This is a genomic window from Enterobacter cloacae complex sp. P6RS, assembly GCF_014982245.1.
In the GTDB taxonomy this organism is placed as follows: Bacteria; Pseudomonadota; Gammaproteobacteria; order Enterobacterales; family Enterobacteriaceae; genus Enterobacter; species Enterobacter bugandensis.
Map to the genome: position 1 here is coordinate 42,188 of NZ_JADCLB010000018.1, position 18,905 is coordinate 61,092.

19 protein-coding genes and 1 pseudogene are annotated in these 18,905 nt (G+C 58.1%); 14 read left to right on the forward strand and 6 right to left on the reverse strand.

Annotation, left to right across the window (positions count from 1 at the left end; translation table 11 throughout):
• Nucleotides 1-143 precede the first annotated feature (143 nt).
• The gene (locus tag INF73_RS11650; RefSeq protein ID WP_048960048.1) at nt 144-1,283 is read left to right on the forward strand and encodes a 3-phenylpropionate MFS transporter; all 1,140 of its coding nucleotides are present in this window, start codon (nt 144-146) and stop codon (nt 1,281-1,283) included.
• Here the strand turns inward: INF73_RS11650 and csiE are convergent, their stop codons facing one another.
• On the reverse strand, nt 1,284-2,561 hold the full coding sequence (gene csiE, locus INF73_RS11655) for a stationary phase inducible protein CsiE (RefSeq protein WP_049001532.1): 1,278 nt from the start codon (nt 2,559-2,561) through the stop codon (nt 1,284-1,286).
• Nucleotides 2,562-2,686: 125 nt separating this feature from the next.
• On the opposite strand from csiE, the gene INF73_RS11660 reads away from it, so the two are divergent.
• Together INF73_RS11660 and INF73_RS11665 are read left to right on the forward strand one after the other, a co-directional pair.
• Nucleotides 2,687-3,325 carry a DUF1007 family protein gene (locus INF73_RS11660; RefSeq protein WP_028014079.1) on the forward strand — a complete coding sequence of 213 codons (639 nt, stop codon included), beginning with the start codon at nt 2,687-2,689 and terminating at the stop codon, nt 3,323-3,325.
• Complete coding sequence (locus tag INF73_RS11665) at nt 3,316-4,308, forward strand: nickel/cobalt transporter (protein WP_028014078.1); 993 nt, start codon at nt 3,316-3,318, stop codon at nt 4,306-4,308. Before INF73_RS11660 ends, INF73_RS11665 begins: the two co-directional genes overlap by 10 nt.
• A gap of 5 nt (nt 4,309-4,313) precedes the next feature.
• Here the strand turns inward: INF73_RS11665 and suhB are convergent, their stop codons facing one another.
• Nucleotides 4,314-5,117, reverse strand: a complete 804-nt coding sequence (gene suhB / locus INF73_RS11670; protein ID WP_028014077.1) for an inositol-1-monophosphatase — start codon at nt 5,115-5,117, stop codon at nt 4,314-4,316.
• 132 nt (nt 5,118-5,249) lie between these two features.
• Here suhB and trmJ point away from each other — a divergent pair, with 132 nt between their 5' ends.
• From trmJ to sseB, 11 genes are all read left to right on the forward strand, one after another.
• Nucleotides 5,250-5,975 (forward strand): tRNA (cytosine(32)/uridine(32)-2'-O)-methyltransferase TrmJ, encoded by a 726-nt coding sequence (trmJ, locus tag INF73_RS11675; protein ID WP_028014076.1) that lies wholly within the window; start codon nt 5,250-5,252, stop codon nt 5,973-5,975.
• Between the two features lie 216 nt (nt 5,976-6,191).
• Nucleotides 6,192-6,683 carry a Fe-S cluster assembly transcriptional regulator IscR gene (iscR, locus tag INF73_RS11680; RefSeq protein ID WP_008502158.1) on the forward strand — a complete coding sequence of 164 codons (492 nt, stop codon included), beginning with the start codon at nt 6,192-6,194 and terminating at the stop codon, nt 6,681-6,683.
• Nucleotides 6,684-6,800: 117 nt separating this feature from the next.
• Nucleotides 6,801-8,015 (forward strand): cysteine desulfurase, encoded by a 1,215-nt coding sequence (gene iscS / locus INF73_RS11685; protein ID WP_062935174.1) that lies wholly within the window; start codon nt 6,801-6,803, stop codon nt 8,013-8,015.
• 24 nt (nt 8,016-8,039) lie between these two features.
• A complete protein-coding gene (gene iscU, locus INF73_RS11690) occupies nt 8,040-8,426 on the forward strand; it encodes a Fe-S cluster assembly scaffold IscU (RefSeq protein WP_003860661.1) in 387 nt (128 codons plus the stop codon).
• A gap of 13 nt (nt 8,427-8,439) precedes the next feature.
• Nucleotides 8,440-8,763: an iron-sulfur cluster assembly protein IscA gene (gene iscA, locus INF73_RS11695; protein WP_003860659.1), complete on the forward strand. Its 324-nt coding sequence runs from the start codon at nt 8,440-8,442 to the stop codon at nt 8,761-8,763.
• 76 nt (nt 8,764-8,839) lie between these two features.
• Nucleotides 8,840-9,355 carry a co-chaperone HscB gene (gene hscB / locus INF73_RS11700; protein ID WP_126327207.1) on the forward strand — a complete coding sequence of 172 codons (516 nt, stop codon included), beginning with the start codon at nt 8,840-8,842 and terminating at the stop codon, nt 9,353-9,355.
• Nucleotides 9,356-9,369: 14 nt separating this feature from the next.
• Nucleotides 9,370-11,220, forward strand: a complete 1,851-nt coding sequence (gene hscA, locus INF73_RS11705) for a Fe-S protein assembly chaperone HscA (RefSeq protein WP_059358590.1) — start codon at nt 9,370-9,372, stop codon at nt 11,218-11,220.
• Between the two features lies 1 nt (nt 11,221).
• Complete coding sequence (gene fdx, locus INF73_RS11710; protein ID WP_003860652.1) at nt 11,222-11,557, forward strand: ISC system 2Fe-2S type ferredoxin; 336 nt, start codon at nt 11,222-11,224, stop codon at nt 11,555-11,557.
• 1 nt (nt 11,558) lies between these two features.
• Nucleotides 11,559-11,759, forward strand: a complete 201-nt coding sequence (gene iscX / locus INF73_RS11715; RefSeq protein WP_003860650.1) for a Fe-S cluster assembly protein IscX — start codon at nt 11,559-11,561, stop codon at nt 11,757-11,759.
• 53 nt (nt 11,760-11,812) lie between these two features.
• Entirely contained in the window at nt 11,813-13,099 is a 1,287-nt protein-coding gene (gene pepB / locus INF73_RS11720) for an aminopeptidase PepB (protein WP_048960050.1), read from the forward strand.
• A 96-nt stretch (nt 13,100-13,195) separates the two neighbouring features.
• On the forward strand, nt 13,196-13,972 hold the full coding sequence (sseB, locus tag INF73_RS11725) for an enhanced serine sensitivity protein SseB (RefSeq protein WP_193540781.1): 777 nt from the start codon (nt 13,196-13,198) through the stop codon (nt 13,970-13,972).
• 17 nt (nt 13,973-13,989) lie between these two features.
• Here the strand turns inward: sseB and INF73_RS11730 are convergent.
• The 4 genes and pseudogenes from INF73_RS11730 to INF73_RS11745 all read right to left on the reverse strand — a co-directional run bounded on the left by INF73_RS11730 (nt 13,990) and on the right by INF73_RS11745 (nt 18,620).
• Nucleotides 13,990-14,760 (reverse strand): annotated as a pseudogene (locus INF73_RS11730) (MurR/RpiR family transcriptional regulator).
• Nucleotides 14,760-15,605, reverse strand: a complete 846-nt coding sequence (sseA, locus tag INF73_RS11735; protein WP_069733425.1) for a 3-mercaptopyruvate sulfurtransferase — start codon at nt 15,603-15,605, stop codon at nt 14,760-14,762. The pseudogene INF73_RS11730 and the gene sseA overlap by 1 nt, the downstream one beginning before the upstream one ends.
• Nucleotides 15,606-15,695: 90 nt before the next feature.
• Complete coding sequence (locus INF73_RS11740) at nt 15,696-17,063, reverse strand: 6-phospho-alpha-glucosidase (protein WP_047364170.1); 1,368 nt, start codon at nt 17,061-17,063, stop codon at nt 15,696-15,698.
• A gap of 12 nt (nt 17,064-17,075) precedes the next feature.
• Nucleotides 17,076-18,620, reverse strand: a complete 1,545-nt coding sequence (locus tag INF73_RS11745) for a PTS transporter subunit EIIC (RefSeq protein WP_193540779.1) — start codon at nt 18,618-18,620, stop codon at nt 17,076-17,078.
• Nucleotides 18,621-18,905: the final 285 nt, after the last annotated feature.

Consider the following 18,905-nt stretch of genomic DNA (forward strand, 5'->3'; position numbering starts at 1 on the left):
TAAACGTAATACAATTTTGCCGCTCACGCCATACGCCGACCGGCTGTCCAGGACGTTAATTTATCGTTAATTTATAGCGCGCTAACGACTTGCTAAAGTGCAGGATAAACGCCAGACTATCGCCTCCATTTCGGGAGGGATTCATGGTCTTGCATTCCACGCGCTGGCTGGCGCTCAGCTACTTCACCTACTTCTTTAGCTACGGTATTTTTCTGCCTTTCTGGAGCGTCTGGCTCAAGGGAATTGGTTTGACGCCAGAAACCATCGGCATCCTGCTGGGCGCGGGGCTGGTGGCGCGTTTCCTCGGAAGCCTGCTGATTGCCCCCCGCGTCAGCGATCCCTCCTTACTGATTAAAGCGGTGCGCATTCTGGCCCTGCTGACGCTTGTCTTTGCGGCCTGCTTCTGGGTCAGCCACCAGTTTGCCTGGCTGATGGTGGTGATGGTTGGCTTTAATCTGTTCTTCTCCCCGCTGGTGCCGCTGACGGATGCGCTGGCGAACACCTGGCAAAAGCAGATCACCATGGACTATGGTCGCGTGCGCCTCTGGGGATCGATTGCCTTCGTGATCGGCTCGGCGTTGGTGGGGAAACTGGTCAGCCTTTACGACTACCGCGCGATTCTGGCGCTGCTGAGTATCGGTATTGCCTCGATGCTGCTGGGAATGCTGCTGCGCCCGTCGGTGATGCCGCAAGGGGAGAGTCGCCATCAGGAGAGCGCCGGCTGGCCCGCCTGGCGGAGCCTGGTGGCCCAGAGCTGGCGTTTTCTGGCGTGCGTCTGTCTGCTTCAGGGGGCGCATGCGGCGTACTATGGCTTCAGCGCCATCTACTGGCAGGGGGCGGGTTACTCGGCCTCTGCTGTCGGTTACCTGTGGTCGCTGGGGGTGGTGGCAGAAGTCATTATTTTCGCCCTGAGCAAAAAGTTGTTCCGCCGCTTCGGCGCGCGCGATCTGCTGCTGCTTTCCGCGGTCTGCGGCGTGGCGCGCTGGGGGATTATGGGCTGGACGACCGAACTGCCGTGGCTGATTGTGGCGCAGATCCTTCACTGCGGCACCTTCACCGTGTGCCACCTGGCGGCGATGCGCTATATCGCGGCGCGCGAGGGCGGGGACGTGATCCGTCTGCAGGCGGTCTACTCTGCGGTGGCGATGGGCGGCAGCATTGCGGTGATGACGGTCTTTGCGGGCTTTCTGTATCAGCATCTGGGACACGGCGTGTTCTGGGTCATGGCGCTGGTGGCGCTCCCGGCGATGTTTGTTCGACCGAAAGTGGCCGCACGGGCGTAGCTACGATTCCAGCATGGCGCGAATATGTTCCTGCTGCTGCGCGTTAAGTGATTCAACCGCGTGGATCAGCGGCGGCGAGAACAGCGGCAGCACGGTAGGATAGGGGGTGATAACCAGCGCGGCTTCGCGCGGTGCCCCCTCTTTCTGGAACGCCTGCAGCGTCAGATAGCGAATGTTGAGCGGCAGCAGGGTTAATTCGCGCAGCTGCTGTTCAATCACCTCCTCACAGGATTTATCCTCCCCGGTCAGCAGCACTACCTGTTTTTCATGCAGATCGGTCTCCTGCATCAGCCAGGCGCCGAAAATAACCGCTACCAGCGCCATCTCTTCATCGGAGAACCGCAGCCCAAATTCGGCTTCCAGCTCAAAGAGTGCCTCTTTCGTGGTGCGTAACAGCCGGGGATAGAGACGGTGAATTTCCTCGGGCAGGCTATTGTCGATGCCGATCTCAAACAGCGAGCGGTCCAGCGCCTGAGCCAGATGGATATACAGCTGATCGGTCAGCCCCTGCTCATCGCTGAAGTTCATCCCGGTCTGGGAGCGGAAACGGGCCACCATGCGCACAATGGCGCGGCGCAGGCGCTGATCCTGCTGGTGTTTATCAAGCACCGGATCGGGCGTGCGGAGCATCATAAACAGCAGCGCCAGAAACAGCTGCTCATCAACGTGCGCGCCCTGCGGCACGCGCCGCTTCCAGTGACGAACAATCTCCTGCGCCGTAAAATACTCTCCCCGCGACTGGGTCCAGCTGCGCTGCGCATGGGAAAACTGCGGCGTATTCCCTAAGTGGTGCTGGATGAGGCAGTATTGCAAGTAGAGCTGTAAGAACTGGACGTCCCGGCATTCAAACTGACGCTGCAGCTTGCGTGAGCAGAAGCCGATCAGCGCCCGCAGATTAGCATCGTCGTAGAGCGGCCGCGCGATGCCGTGCTGTTTAAGCGCGGTTTTTAAGGCTGGGGTAAACTGGTGCGAGACAAACTGCGGACAAAGGCGGAGCGCCCTGCGCAGCCAGTGCAGCAGACATAAACGCTGATTCAGGGCAGTGCCTTCAATTCGGTAGCTGCCGTCATGGTGCGTGACGATATCCAGCCGGTGATAGCGCTGGATTTCATCGCGCGTCTCGGCTATATCTTGCCGTGCCATGACCTCGTCCACGCCGTTGGCAGCGATTATGCTCTGTGCGGTGACGGCAGCATCGGGCAGGTAAAGCATCAAAAGCACCTGGCAGCGGCGCTGCGAACTGGAAAGCACAGATGGAATTTCAAGCGTCGTCATCATCTGTCGGGTATCCAGTGTGAATGTTTGATAAGAATAGCTAAAGGATGGGCGCTGAAAAGCGCGCCGGCAGGCCTTTCACTCAGGATTGCTGGGGAACATCACAGAATTTTTGACGTGAGGAATTGATGCAGACAGTTAAACAAAATGCGATGGCGTTATTTTTGGCGGTTATCACCTTTACCGCCAGCGCACATCCTCACAGTTTTATCAGCCTGAAAACCGAGCTGGTCACCGACGGCACGCAGCTGAGCGGCCTGAAAATGCGCTGGACGATGGATGAAATCACCTCGGCGGATCTGCTTTATGATGCGGGTAACGCGAAGCCGGGCGACGAAATCTGGAAAAAGCTGGCGGCAGAAGTGATGGCCAACGTGCTCGGGCAGCACTACTTCACCGAGTTCTGGCATAACGGACAAAAGGTGAAGTTCCTCAATCGCCCGACAGAATACGGCATGTCCCGCGACGGACATCAGGCAGTGCTGACGTTCGTGCTCCCACTGGCGCATCCGCAGCCGCTGGCAGGACAAACCTATACGTTTTCCACCTTTGACCCAACGTACTACGTCGATATGAGCTACGCCGAGGACAGCGACGTGCAGCTTCCTGCGTCGTTGCAAAAAACCTGCAACATTACGGTTCACACCCCGAAGCCCAGCGAAGAGACGCTGAATTTTGCTGTCTCTCTTGATAAAGAGGATGCCCCACCGGAGGACATGGAACTGGGTAAACAGTTTGCGCAGAAGGTAACGTTACAATGTCAGTGATCTCCTCTCCGGTACGAAAGCCGCGCCGCTGGCTGCACCTCTGGCCGCTGGCGCTTTTTCTACTGCTCGCCGTTTGCGGTTCGCTCTGGTTGTGGCAGGCCTGGCCGCAGGTGATGATGAAAAGCATCATCTGGCAGCGTGAGGTCAACCAGCAGATGAGCGGGCTGCTGAAGGCGGTGGCAGAGAACCCGACCAAAGCGGGCGGTTCCCTGCTGGCGTTCAGCTTTATCTATGGCGTGCTGCACGCGCTGGGGCCGGGGCACGGCAAAATCGTTATTACCACCTGGCTTGCCACCCATCCGTCGAAGCTGAAATCAAGCATTGGCCTGACGCTGGCCTCTTCGCTGCTGCAGGGGGGCGTGGCGATTGCGCTGGTGGTGGTTGTGCTTTCGCTATTACAGCTTCCCGCGCGCCAGCTGCACCTGAGCAGCTTCTGGCTGGAGAAGGGCAGCTATGCGCTGGTCGGCGTGCTGGGGCTGATCCTCTGCTGGCGGGCGCTGAAAAAGCTGCGCGCGCTGCTGCAAAAGCCCAAATTCAAAACCTTTACGCCGCACCACGTTCATGATGAACACTGCGGCTGCGGGCATCAGCATCTGCCGACGCAGGAACAATTACAGAGCGGTGACGACTGGCGCGCGCGGCTGATGATAGTTCTCTCTATGGGGATGCGCCCGTGCTCGGGGGCAATCATGGTGCTGCTGTTCAGTAAAGTGATTGGCGTGTTCGGCTGGGGCATGCTCTCGGCGCTGGCGATGGCGGCAGGAACCTCTCTCACCATTTCGTCTTTGGCGTTGCTGGTTCACAGCTTCCGTCAGCTTGCGGTAAAACTCAGCGGCAATAAAACGCCGGTACTGTGGCGACAGGTAGGATGGACAACGCTCGCGCTGGCGGGGGGAGTGATTCTGCTGGTGGCGGCGGTAACGATGTGGATGAGCGCGGCGCCGTTTAGCACCCTCTCCCCTTTGGGGAGAGGGCTGAGATGAGGAGATTAACGCTTCAGCGCATCGCTCAGCTCGTCACGCATGTTGGCCAGCATGGCTTTAACAACGCGTGGGTTACCCGCAACGATGTTGCCGGTGGTCATGTAGTTGTGGCCGCCGGTGAAGTCGCAAACAATCGCGCCTGCTTCACGTGCGATCAGCTCGCCCGCAGCGAAGTCCCACGGCTTCAGTGACAGTTCGAAGTAACCGTCAACGCGGCCGGTTGCCACGTAGGCCAGATCCAGTGCAGCAGAGCCGGTGCGACGGAAGTCAGCGCATTCGGTGAACAGCTTGCCCAGGATATTCATATAGGTAGTTGCGTGCTGCTTCGCCTTGAACGGGAAGCCGGTCGCCAGGATGGTGCCGTCCAGGTCGCGTGCGTTGCTGCAGCGCAGACGGTAGCCGTTCAGCTGCGCGCCCTGACCGCGGGTCGCGGTGAACAGTTCGTTACGCATTGGATCGTAAACAACGGCGACTTCAGTACGGCCTTTAATGCGTACTGCGATTGACACAGAGAAGTGTGGCAGGCGTTTAACGAAGTTGGTGGTGCCATCCAGTGGATCGATAACCCATTGAACATCCTGATCGGTACCTTCATGTTCACCGCTTTCTTCGGTGATGATGGTGTGCTGCGGGTAAGATTTGCGGATCGTTTCGATAATAATCGCTTCTGCGGCTTTATCGACGTTAGTCACGAAATCATTGCTGCCTTTCTGGCTGGTTTCTACGGAGTCTGGCGTTTCGTAGTGTTTGGCAATTACATTACCCGCCTTGCGCGCTGCGCGCACGGCGATGGTCAGCATCGGATGCATCGGTCTCTCTCACTGGATGTTAAAGAACAGGAAAATCGGCGCAGAGTATAGCAGCGGGATCGGATTATGTCTCCCGTTTATGATAATATGCCCGAATATTCTTCAGACACTGAACCCAGACATCTAAAAATTATGCTGCAAAACATTCGAATCGTGCTGGTCGAAACATCGCACACCGGCAACATGGGCTCCGTTGCCCGCGCTATGAAAACCATGGGCTTAACGAACCTGTGGCTGGTTAATCCGCTGGTGAAACCAGACTCTCAGGCTATCGCCCTGGCGGCCGGGGCCAGCGACGTGATCGGCAACGCGCAGATCGTTGATACCCTCGACGAAGCGCTGGCCGGCTGCAGCCTCGTTGTCGGCACCAGCGCGCGCTCACGCACGCTGCCGTGGCCGATGCTGGACCCGCGCGAATGCGGCCTGAAAAGCGTCTCAGAAGCAGAGCAGGCGCCGGTTGCGCTGGTGTTTGGCCGCGAGCGCGTTGGCCTTACCAACGACGAACTGCAGAAGTGCCACTACCACGTGGCGATTGCCGCCAACCCGGAATACAGCTCGCTGAACCTGGCAATGGCGGTGCAGGTAATCGCCTACGAAGTGCGCATGGCATGGCTGGCGACGCAGGAGAAGCAGGCAGAACCGAAAGAAGAGACGGCCTACCCGCTGGTGGACGACCTTGAGCGTTTCTACGGTCACCTGGAGCAGACGCTGCTCGCTACCGGCTTCATCCGTGAAGGCCACCCTGGCCAGGTAATGAACAAGCTGCGCCGCATGTTTACCCGCGCGCGTCCGGAAAGCCAGGAGCTGAACATCCTGCGCGGAATTCTGGCGTCGATTGAGCAGAAGAATAAAGAGTAGTGCCGATTTCCCCCTCTCCCCGTGGGAGAGGGTTGGGGTGAGGGCATCAGGCCGCACCTATATTATGAAGGCACAGAAGGTTAAATACCTGACTAAAACAGTCAAGTAAATAGTTGACCATTTTAGTCAGGAATGTCAGACTTGGCCCTGCTATGCAATACCCCCATTTTACAATAAAAAACCCCGGGCAGGGGCGAGTTTGAGGTTAAGTAAGACATGAGACTGACATCTAAAGGGCGTTATGCCGTGACCGCGATGCTGGACGTTGCGCTCAACTCCGAAGCGGGCCCGGTTCCGTTGGCTGATATTTCTGAACGACAAGGGATCTCCCTCTCTTACCTGGAACAGCTGTTCTCCAGACTGCGTAAAAATGGACTGGTGTCCAGCGTTCGTGGCCCGGGCGGCGGTTATCTGCTGGGTAAAGACGCGGGCAGTATTGCGGTTGGCGAAGTGATTAGCGCGGTGGATGAATCCGTTGACGCAACCCGTTGCCAGGGTAAAGGCGGCTGCCAGGGCGGCGATAAGTGCCTGACCCACGCGCTGTGGCGCGATCTGAGCGACCGTCTGACCGGCTTCCTGAACAACATCACCCTCGGTGAACTGGTCAATAACCAGGAAGTTCTGGACGTATCAGGCCGTCAGCACAGTCATGATTCACAACGCAGCACCCGCGCGCAGGACGCTATCGACGTCAAATTACGCGCGTAATAAAACGATAAGTATTTCAGAATCAGGCCGGGGTGGTCACACCCCGCGTACTCGGTCGTACATCCAGCCGGTTGCCTGATTCCTTGCATTGAAGCGATGTACGGAGTTTATAGAGCAATGAAATTACCGATTTATCTCGACTACTCCGCAACCACGCCGGTGGACCCGCGTGTTGCCGAGAAAATGATGCAGTGTCTGACCCTGGACGGAAACTTTGGTAACCCAGCTTCCCGTTCACACCGTTTTGGCTGGCATGCTGAAGAGGCGGTGGATATCGCCCGTAATCAGATTGCTGACCTGGTGGGTGCCGACCCGCGTGAGATTGTTTTCACCTCCGGTGCGACCGAATCCGACAACCTGGCGATCAAAGGTGCAGCCAACTTTTATCAGAAAAAAGGCAAGCACATCATCACCAGCAAAACCGAACACAAAGCCGTGCTGGACACCTGCCGCCAGCTGGAGCGTGAAGGTTTCGAAGTGACCTATCTGGCGCCGCAGAGCAACGGTATTATTGACCTGAAAGAGCTCGAAGCGGCGATGCGTGACGACACCATCCTGGTCTCCATCATGCACGTTAACAACGAAATCGGCGTCGTTCAGGACATCGCCACCATCGGCGAAATGTGCCGCGCGCGCGGTATCATCTACCACGTGGACGCGACCCAGAGCGTGGGCAAACTGCCTATCAACCTGAGCCAGCTGAAAGTAGACCTGATGTCCTTCTCCGGCCACAAAATCTATGGCCCGAAAGGGATCGGCGCACTGTACGTTCGTCGTAAGCCACGTATCCGCATCGAAGCACAGATGCACGGCGGCGGTCACGAGCGCGGCATGCGTTCCGGTACGCTGCCTGTTCACCAGATCGTGGGCATGGGCGAAGCGTACCGCATTGCGAAAGAAGAGATGGAAACCGAGATGGCACGCCTGCGCACGCTGCGTAACCGTCTGTGGGACGGCGTGAAAGATATGGAAGAAGTGTATCTGAACGGCGATCTCGAGCAGGGCGCGCCGAATATCCTCAACGTCAGCTTCAACTATGTTGAAGGCGAATCGCTGATCATGGCGCTGAAAGACCTGGCCGTTTCTTCCGGTTCTGCCTGTACGTCTGCAAGCCTGGAGCCATCCTACGTGCTGCGCGCGCTGGGTATGACTGACGAGCTGGCACACAGCTCTATCCGTTTCTCTTTAGGTCGTTTCACTACCGAAGAAGAGATTGACTACACCATCAAGCTGGTTCGTAACTCCATTGGCCGTCTGCGCGACCTTTCTCCACTGTGGGAAATGTTCAAGCAGGGCGTGGATCTGAACAGCATTGAATGGTCACATCACTAATCGGTATATAAGGAGAATTCAATCATGGCATACAGCGAAAAAGTTATCGATCATTACGAGAACCCGCGCAACGTTGGCTCTTTTGACAACAGCGATGAATCTGTCGGTAGCGGCATGGTTGGTGCGCCGGCGTGTGGCGACGTGATGAAGTTGCAGATTAAAGTCAACAATGAAGGTATCATTGAAGACGCGCGCTTCAAGACCTACGGCTGCGGTTCTGCAATTGCGTCCAGCTCCCTGGTCACCGAGTGGGTGAAGGGCAAGTCTCTGGACGAAGCACAGGCAATTAAGAACACGGATATTGCTGAAGAACTCGAACTGCCGCCGGTGAAAATTCACTGTTCAATTCTGGCAGAAGACGCGATCAAAGCCGCCATTGCGGATTACAAAAGCAAACGTGAAGCAAAATAATTGAGGTTTGAGTATGTCGATTACCCTTAGCGACAGCGCTGCCGCGCGAGTAAGCTCTTTTCTGGCGAACCGTGGTAAAGGCTTTGGCCTGCGACTGGGCGTACGTACCTCCGGGTGTTCTGGTATGGCTTACGTACTGGAGTTTGTTGACGAGCCGGCGTCTGATGACACCGTGTTTGAAGACAAGGGCGTGAAGGTGGTGGTCGATGGCAAAAGCCTGCAATTTCTCAACGGCACTCAGCTGGACTTCGTAAAAGAAGGCCTGAACGAAGGGTTCAAATTCACGAACCCGAACGTCAAAGACGAGTGTGGTTGCGGCGAAAGCTTCCACGTTTAACCGCGCGTCATCCGAAACCCCACCGTGGCTTTGCTGCGCGTGGGGTTTGTTCTAACAGGCTACCCCTGAGATTGTTATGGATTACTTCACTCTCTTCGGACTACCCGCTCAATACCCGATCGATCTTCAGGCGCTGACGGTCCGTTTTCAGGATCTGCAGCGTCAGTATCATCCGGATAAATTCGCCAGCGGGACGCAGGCAGAGCAGCTGGCTGCGGTATCGCACTCCGCGACTATCAACCAGGCCTGGCAGACGCTGCGCCATCCGCTGGCGCGTGCAGAATATCTGCTCTCGCTCCACGGCTTTGATCTGGCGAGCGAACAGCACACCGTGCGCGACACCGCGTTTCTGATGGAACAGCTGGAGCTGCGCGAAGAGCTGGATGATATTGAACAGGCCAAAGACGAAGCGCGTCTGGAACGTTTTATCACGCGCGTGAAGGGCATGTTCGATACCCGCCATCAGCAGATGGTGGAGCAACTGAACAACGAGACCTGGGACGTGGCGGCAGACACTGTGCGCAAACTCCGTTTTCTCGATAAACTGCGAAGCAGCGCTGAACAACTCGAAGAAAAGCTGCTCGATTTTTAATTTCGGAAGCAATTATGGCCTTATTACAAATTAGTGAGCCTGGCTTAAGCGCCGCACCGCACCAGCGTCGTCTGGCGGTCGGTATTGACCTGGGCACCACCAATTCCCTCGTGGCGACCGTGCGCAGCGGCCAGGCGGAAACGCTGGCCGACGAGCAGGGCCGCCATCTGCTGCCTTCCGTGGTCCACTACCAGCAGCAGGGTCACGCGGTCGGCTATGACGCCCGCGCCAACGCCGCGCGCGATCCGGCCAACACCATCAGCTCCGTAAAGCGCATGATGGGCCGCTCGCTGGCTGATATCCAGACCCGCTACCCGCACCTGCCGTATCAGCTGCAGGCCAGTGAAAACGGTCTGCCGATGATTGCCACGGCGGCCGGTTTGCTGAACCCAATTCGTGTTTCCGCTGATATCCTCAAAGCGCTGGCTGCGCGCGCGACGGCGACGCTTGGCGGCGATCTGGACGGCGTAGTGATCACCGTTCCGGCCTATTTTGACGACGCACAGCGACAGGGCACCAAAGACGCCGCGCGTCTGGCGGGCCTGCACGTGCTGCGCCTGCTGAACGAACCGACGGCGGCGGCGATTGCCTACGGCCTCGACTCCGGTCAGGAAGGGGTAATTGCGGTCTACGATCTGGGCGGCGGCACCTTTGATATTTCTATCCTGCGCCTGAGCCGCGGCGTGTTTGAAGTGCTGGCGACAGGCGGGGATTCCGCGCTCGGCGGCGATGATTTCGACCATCTGCTGGCGGACTACATCCGCGAGCAGGCGGGCATCAGCGATCGCAGCGATGCGCGCGTTCAGCGCGAACTGCTGGATGCAGCCATCGACGCCAAAATTGCGCTGAGCGATGCGCAGTCGGTCAGCGTTAATGTTGCAGGCTGGCAGGGTGAAATCACCCGCGACCAGTTCAGCGAGCTGATTGCGCCTCTGGTTAAACGCACCCTGCTGGCCTGCCGTCGCGCATTGAAGGATGCGGGCGTGGAGGCTGACGAGGTGCTGGAAGTGGTCATGGTGGGCGGCTCAACGCGCGTGCCGCTGGTGCGAGAGCGCGTGGGCGAATTTTTTGGCCGCACGCCGCTGACCTCCATCGACCCGGACAAAGTGGTTGCCGTCGGCGCCGCTATCCAGGCCGATATTCTGGTTGGCAACAAGCCGGACAGCGAAATGCTGCTGCTGGACGTCATCCCGCTGTCTCTCGGTTTAGAAACCATGGGCGGCCTGGTGGAGAAAGTGATCCCGCGTAACACCACCATTCCGGTGGCGCGTGCGCAGGAGTTCACCACCTTCAAAGACGGCCAGACCGCGATGTCCATCCACGTGATGCAGGGCGAGCGCGAACTGGTGCAGGACTGCCGCTCTCTGGCGCGCTTTGCGCTGCGCGGCATCCCGGCGCTGCCAGCTGGCGGGGCGCATATTCGCGTGACCTTCCAGGTTGATGCGGACGGCCTGCTGAGCGTCACGGCGATGGAAAAATCCACCGGAGTGGAGTCGTCCATCCAGGTGAAGCCGTCCTACGGCCTGACCGATGGCGAAATCGCCTCCATGATCCAGGATTCAATGAGCTACGCCGAGCAGGATGTGAAGGCACGTATGCTGGCTGAACAGAAAGTTGAAGCCGCACGTGTGCTGGAAAGTCTGAACGGGGCGCTCGCTGCCGATGCCGCGCTGTTAAGCGCCGCCGAGCGTCAGGTAATTGACGAGGCTGCCGCGCGCTTACGCGCAGTCGCCGAAGGCAATGACGCTGACGCAATAGAAGAAGCCATTAAAAACGTTGATAAACAAACCCAGGACTTCGCTGCTCGCCGCATGGACAAATCTGTCCGCGTCGCGCTGAAAGGCCAGTCCGTGGACGAGGTTTAATATGCCAAAGATTGTTATTTTGCCTCATGCGGACCTCTGTCCGGATGGCGCTGTTCTGGAAGCGAAGACCGGTGAAACCATTCTCGATGTTGCCCTGCGTGCAGGTATCGAAGTGGAACACGCCTGTGAAAAATCCTGTGCCTGCACCACCTGCCACTGCATCGTGCGTGAAGGTTTTGACTCTCTCGCAGAGAGCACCGAAGACGAAGACGACATGCTGGATAAAGCATGGGGTCTGGAGCCAGACAGCCGCCTGAGCTGCCAGGCCGCGGTGACCGATGAAGATCTGGTCGTGGAATTCCCACGCTACACCATCAACCACGCACGCGAGCATTAATATGGGACTGAAGTGGACAGACAGCCGTGAAATCGGCGAAGCGCTCTACGACGCGAACCCGGATCTCGATCCCAAAACCGTACGATTCACCGACATGCACCAGTGGATCTGCGATTTAGAGGATTTCGACGACGATCCAAACGCATCCAATGAAAAAATTCTGGAGGCGATTCTGTTAGTCTGGTTAGATGAAGCAGAGTAAATCACTTAACGGGCTGCCTTCAGGCGGCCCGTTTGCTAATAAGGATAAATAAAATGACCGAAGCGATGAAGATTACGCTCTCTACGCAGCCCGCCGACGCGCGCTGGGGCGAGAAAGCCAGCTACAGCATCAACAACGACGGTATCACCCTGCACCTGACGGGCAAAGATGATTTAGGTCTGATCCAGCGCGCCGCGCGTAAAATTGACGGCCTGGGCATTAAGCATGTCTCGCTGGAAGGCGAAGGTTGGGATACTGACCGCAGCTGGGCGTTCTGGGCGGGCTACAAAGGCCCGAAAGGCACCCGTAAAATTGAGTGGGCGAACCTCGACGAAGCCGGTCAGAAAGAGCTGGAAAGCCGCCTGAAAATTATCGACTGGGTGCGCGACACCATCAACGCCCCGGCGGAAGAGCTTGGTCCTGAACAGCTTGCGCAGCGCGCCGTTGACCTGCTGTGCGGCGTGGCGGGGGATAACATGTCCTACCGCATCACCAAAGGTGAAGATCTGCGCGAGCAGAACTACATGGGCATCCACACCGTGGGCCGTGGTTCTGAGCGTCCTCCGGTCCTGCTGGCGCTGGATTACAACCCAACCGGCGATAAAGACGCGCCGGTCTTTGCCTGCCTGGTCGGTAAAGGCATTACCTTCGACACCGGCGGCTACAGCCTGAAGCAGAGCGCGTTCATGGATTCCATGAAGTCCGACATGGGCGGCGCGGCAACCATCACCGGCGCGCTGGCGTTCGCCATCACCCGCGGTCTGAACAAGCGCGTGAAGCTCTACCTGTGCTGCGCGGACAACATGGTGAGCGGCAACGCCTTCAAGCTGGGCGACATCATTCGCTACCGCAACGGTAAAAATGTCGAAGTGATGAACACCGATGCCGAAGGCCGTCTGGTGCTGGCCGATGGCCTGATCGACGCCTCTGCCCAGAAGCCAGAGCTGATTATCGACATGGCGACCCTGACCGGCGCGGCGAAAACCGCCCTCGGCAACGACTACCACGCGCTGTTCAGCTTTGACGACAAGCTGGCCGCTCGCCTGCTGGCAAGCGCGGCTGCGGAAAACGAACCGTTCTGGCGTCTGCCGCTGGCCGAGTTCCACCGCAGCCAGCTGCCGTCTAACTTTGCCGAGCTGAATAACACCGCGAGCGCGGCGTACCCGGCGGGGGCAAGTACCGCAGCAGGCTTCCTGTCGCACTTCGTTGAGAACTATCACGAAGGCTGGCTGCACATCGACTGCTCCGCAACCTACCGTAAGGCGGCAGTTGAGCAGTGGTCCGCGGGTGCGACCGGTCTGGGCGTGCGTACCGTGGCGAACCTGCTGACGGCTGAGTGATCTTTTTTGCCCGGCGGCGCTGCGCTTGCACGGGCCTGTGGTTTTGTAGGCCGGGTAAGCAAAGCGCCACCCGGCGTTTATTGAAGTAGCCAAACTATGTCAGATACCAAAAACGAATTAGAAACCCTGCTGGAACAGGCGGCGACCGAGCCCGCCCACCGTCCGGCATTTTTCCGCACGCTACTGGAATCCACCGTCTGGGTACCGGGCACCGCGGCGGAAGGTGAGCAGGTTGTCGAAGACAGCGCGCTGGATCTGCTGCACTGGGAGAAAGATGACGGCACGTCGGTTATCCCGTTCTTTACTTCATTGGAAGCGTTGCAGGAAGCGGTAGAAGATGAACAGGCGTTCGTGGTGATGCCGGTGCGCACGCTGTTCGAAATGACGCTGGGCCAGACGCTGTTCCTTAACGCTAAGCTGCCAACCGGGAAAGAGTTCACCCCGCGCGAGATCAGCCATCTGATTGGTGAAGAGGGCAATCCGCTTAGCACCCAGGAGGTGCTGGAAGGGGGCGAAATGCTGCTGCTGTCTGAGGTGGCCGAGCCGCCTGCGCAGATGATCGATTCTCTGACCACGCTGTTCAAAACTCTGAAACCGGTAAGACGCGCGTTCCTCTGCTTTATCAAAGAGAGCGCTGACGAAAAGCCTGTTCTGCTGATTGGGATTGAAGCCGACGGCGATATCGACGACATCATTCAGGCGGCGGGAAGCGTGGCCACCGACACGCTGCCGGGCGATGAGCCGATCGATATCTGTCAGGTGACGAAAGGTGAGAAGGGCATCAGCCACTTCATCACCGAGCATATCACGCCGTTCTACGAGCGTCGCTGGGGCGGCTTCCTGCGCGATCTCAAGACCAACCGCATCATCTGATTACGGCGGGGTGAATGTCACCCCGTTGCCTCCAGCAGCAGTAAATCCATCAGCAGCACCAGATTCGACTCAAACGACGTCACGCCCGCGGCTTCGGCGGCGAAGTGCACCGCTTCGTCATACAGTGCAAAGTGCACGTCCGCCATGCCCGCCAGCGTATTGGCCGAGGCGCGGGTAAAGGCGACGACCGTCATGCCGACGTTTTTGGCAATCCGCGCCTTATCCAGCACCTGTTCCGTTTCGCCGCTGCGGGAGACGGCAATAAATACCTGATAACGCGCGGCGTTGCTGAGAAAAATGTTTCGGCTGCCCCCCGGCCCGGAGATGAACGCCGTTTTGCCCAGCACCTGCAGCTTCTTGGTCAGGTATTCGGCAAAGAGATAGGAAAACCCGGCCCCGTAGAGGAAAAAGCTTTCTTTCTGCCGCAGCAGGTCGGCGAACTGCTGGCGCTTCTCCTGCGTGATCCACTGGAAGGTGTGCTGATAGTTAGCGATAAACTGATTAAACAGCGCCGGGAGCTCAGGAAGGGATTGAGCCTGAGCGGCAATATGTGGCGTGTCGGAGAGCAGCTGCTTGCAGTGCCAGATAAACTCGCTAAAGCCGCTAAACCCCAGCTTCTGACACAGCCGCATAATGGTGGCGGTAGAAACAAATGTCGCCTGCGCCAGTTCGCGCACCGTGATGTTGCCCACCAGCAGCGGATGCTCCGTCAGGTGGGCGAGGACGCGTTACTCCGCGCGGGTCAGGGACGCCCCGCGCGTTAACAGCGTGGCCAGGCGGTTATCCATTATTTCGCCGGTTCAACTGGCAGATCGTCACGCGCCCCCCATTCGCTCCAGGCGCCGTCGTAGAGCGTAACGTCGTTGACGCCGAGGGTGGCGAGCGCCAGGATCACCACGCAGGCCGTCACGCCGGAGCCGCAGCTGGCAATAATCGGGCGATGTAAATCCACGCCCGCGCGGTCAAAAATGGCACGCAGCTCGTCGGTAGTTTTCAGCTCGCCCTCAAACACCAGGTCGCCCCACGGCACGTTCAGCGCACCTGGAATATGGCCTCGTCTCAGCCCTGGACGTGGTTCATCCGCTTCAGCGTTAAAGCGTGGTGCAGGGCGCGCATCGACGATTTGCGCCGTCTTTTCATGGCTCGCGACCAGTACGTCGGTCAGGCGCTTTACCACGTTGACGTCGAACGTCGCGTCGAACTCGCCTTCCGGCAGCGTCACGTCGCCCTGCTGGAGCGGCAGCTCGTCACGCTTCCAGCCCGCCAGACCGCCCGCCAGAATCGAGACTTTTTCCACGCCAAACTGTTTCAGCATCCACCATGCGCGCGGCGCGGAGAACAGATTGCCTTCATCGTAAACAACAAGATGTTTGTCTTTGCTGACGCCCAGCTCGCGCATCGCCACGGAAAAAGCTTCCGGGCGTGGCAGCATGTGCGGCAGGGGAGAAGTATGATCGGAGAGGGCTTCGATATCAAAAAATACCGCGCCAGGCAGATGCCCTGCGCGGTATTCACCGGGAACGTCACGATGTTCCTGGCCCGGCGGGGCCATACGCGCGTCAATAATCTGGACTTCCGGATCGTCGCCGTGCTCAATCAGCCAGTCGGCGGCGACAAAATATGAGGTGGACATGGGTTGCCTCCATTCTTTTCCGTAAAAAAGGATTGTCGGTGTTTTTTCTGACACCGACAAGCAAACCACGTTCAACTCGCGAGCAAGCCCCTACTTTTTCACCGTTTCGCCGTCCTGCCAGGCTTTTTGCAGCGCAGGCCAGTAGTCGCGGTTGGCTTCTATCATCTCATCCAGAATCGCTTTTGCGTGCTCCATGGTGGGCACGGTGCGGTTGAGGGTGAACGCCTGAAGCGCTTTCTCATAGCTGCCTTCGATGGTCGCCTCTACCAGCAGCTGTTCAGACGCCAGCTGCTGTTGCAGCAGGGTCTGGTGGAACAGCGGTACCAGCCCCACGCGCACAGGCTCCGGCCCTTCGGAGGTGATGTAGGCGGGTACTTCCACCACCGCATCGTATGGCAGATTAGTAATCGCCCCGCGGTTCTCCACCATTACCAGATGGCGTTGGCGCAGGTTAAAGGCCAGCGAGCAGGCGACATCGACGATAAACTCGCCGTGAACGCCCACGTGGAAGGCATCCGGTAAAATCCCGGTGTGCTTGTACTCTTCGGCGGCGGCGAACAGCTTTTTCTCACGCCCGTTCATCACTTCATTGGCGCGGGTATAGTCCGGGTTCTGATGCTCCACAATCTGGTTCGGCATCAGGTAGTACTGCAGGTACGGGTTCGGCAGGTACTCCGGGAAGTTATCCATAATCGGCTTGATGTTGCGCCAGGTTTTAACCCACGAAGGATCCGAGTGCTGCGGATCGGTTTTTGCCGCATCTTCCGTCAGCAGGCCAAACTTCGCGATATGTTTACGCAGCTCCGGTAATTTGTCCTCGCCGTCCACCAGCACGCGGGTAAACCAGCCGAAGTGGTTCAGGCCAAAGTAGTCCACCTCCAGTTTGCGACGATCGACACCCAGAATGGCCCCCATATTACGCATCGCCGCGACCGGCATATCGCAGATGTTCAGCACGCGAGCATTTGGTCGCAGGCGTCGCACGCCCTCCGCGACGATCGCCGCCGGGTTGGAGTAGTTCACGATCCAGGCTTTCTCATGCGCGTAGCGATCCACCAGATCGATAAGCTCGACCATCGGCAGGATCGTGCGCAGTCCGTAGGCCAGCCCGCCGGGGCCGCAGGTCTCCTGGCCGACCACGCCGTGACGCAGCGGGATCTTCTCATCCTGCTCGCGCATTTTGTACTGGCCGACGCGCATCTGGGCGAAAACGAAATGCGCGCCGCTGAACGCCACTTCCGGGTCACTGGTGACGGTAAATTTGATGCTCTGACTGTGGTCGCGAATCACTTTCTCAACCACCGGCGCAATGGTGTTCTGACGCGCCTCGTCGATGTCATAGAGGCGGATTTCGGCCAGCGGGAAATCCTGCAGGCGCACCATCAGGCTTTTCACAATACCCGGCGTGTAAGTGCTGCCGCCGCCGGCAATCGACAGAATGAATGGGGGTGTAAACATCTTTAGCTCCTTTCAGAGAAACGTCTCAACGGCTTCTCGCATTTTTTTGACGTGCAGCCCGTAGACCACCTGAACGTTGTTACCTTGTTTGATAACCCCTTTCGCGCCGGTCGCCTTCAGGCGCGGCTCGTCGATGATGGCGACATCCTTCACCGTGACGCGTAAGCGGGTGTAGCAGTTATCCACAACCTCAATATTTTCCCGGCCGCCCAGGCCCACCACGATGGACTCGCCCAGCCCGTCGTTATTGCCCTTCGCCTGGTACTCCTGCTTGCTGTAGAGGCGCGTCTCCTGGTCCTCATCTTCACGGCCCGGTGTTTTCATGTTGAAGCGCAGGATCAGGAAGCGGAACACCACAAAGTAGAGGGCAAACATGATCAGCCCAACCACGATGTACATCGGCCAGTTGGATTTCTCGGTGCCGAGCGGCAGGTTGTAAAGAATGAAATCGATAATCCCGTTGGCGCCGATGGCATGAACGCCCAGCAGCGAGAACAGCATCATGCCAATACCGGTCAGGACCGCATGCACCACGAACAGTAGCGGGGCGACGAACAGGAAGGAGAATTCAATCGGTTCGGTCACGCCGACCAGCACTGAGGTTAGCGCCGCTGGGATCAGAATGGCTTTCGCAACGGCTTTACGCTCCGGCTTCGCGGTCATGTACATCGCCAGCGCCGCGGCGGGCAGGCCGAACATCTTGCTGATGCCGCGCGCGTCCCACACTACCGTGCTGCTGAGCTGCTTCACATCCGGGCATGCCATCTCGGCGAAGTAGATATTGCGCGCGCCCTGGTAAGCCGTGCCGCACACCTCCTGCGTGCCCCCCAGTTCGGTATACAGGAACGGCGTATAAACCAGATGGTGCAGGCCGGTCGGCACCAGAATGCGCTCAAGGAAACCGTAGATCGCCACCCCGAACGGGCCAGAGCCTTTAATTGCCAGCGCCAGGGCGCTAATCCCATGCTGCGCGTACGGCCAGAGTTCGCTCATTACCACGCCGAGCAGCATAGAGACGGGCAACATGACAATGGCGACAAAACAGTGGCCGGAGTAAATCGCCATCGCGCCGTTAAACTGTACGCCGGAGTATTTGTTGTACAGGTAACCGGAGAGCGCCCCGGTCAGGATCCCGGCGAAAACGCCCATCTCCAGCACCTGAACGCCCAGCACCATGCTTTGCCCGGCGGCTTTCATCTGCTCAGCAGGGGCCAGCTCGCCCTGCAGCTGCAGCGTCACGTTCATGGCGTTGATAAACACCACGAAAGTCACCAGACCAATCAGCGCCGCGTAGCCTTTATCGCGCGTCGCCAGACCAATCGGGATCCCGACGGCAAACACCAGCGCCAGGTTGACCAGCACCGACACGGCAGATTTGGCGATCAGCTGGCCGATACTCTGGATAAGCGGATGACCAAGGAACGGCAGGTATTCGGCCAGGTTACCGTTGCCCAGCACATTGCCAAAGGCGATAAACAGACCGACAATCGGTAAGATAAGTACCGGTCCGTATAATGATTTTCCGAAATTTTGTAGGGCGTTCACGGCTCGTTTCATGGCTTTCTCTCTTTTTGAACCGCGCACTCGGGGTGCGTCATGGTCATAAAACTAGCAGGCTCTGAGCGAACATATCCAGCTATCTTCTTGTTTTAAAAACAAATGACGTAAAAGGTAACATGTGACGTTATGCGCTGTGATCGCGGTTCCATCACGGTGTAGCGGCGTGATGCCATTCTGCGAGGCGCTTTCCAGATTCTTAAATTGGACTTTTTGTATTAACGAAACTTGCGGATAATACTTATCCGGACGACGACCAACAGGCCCCCTCAGGCCAGGGACACA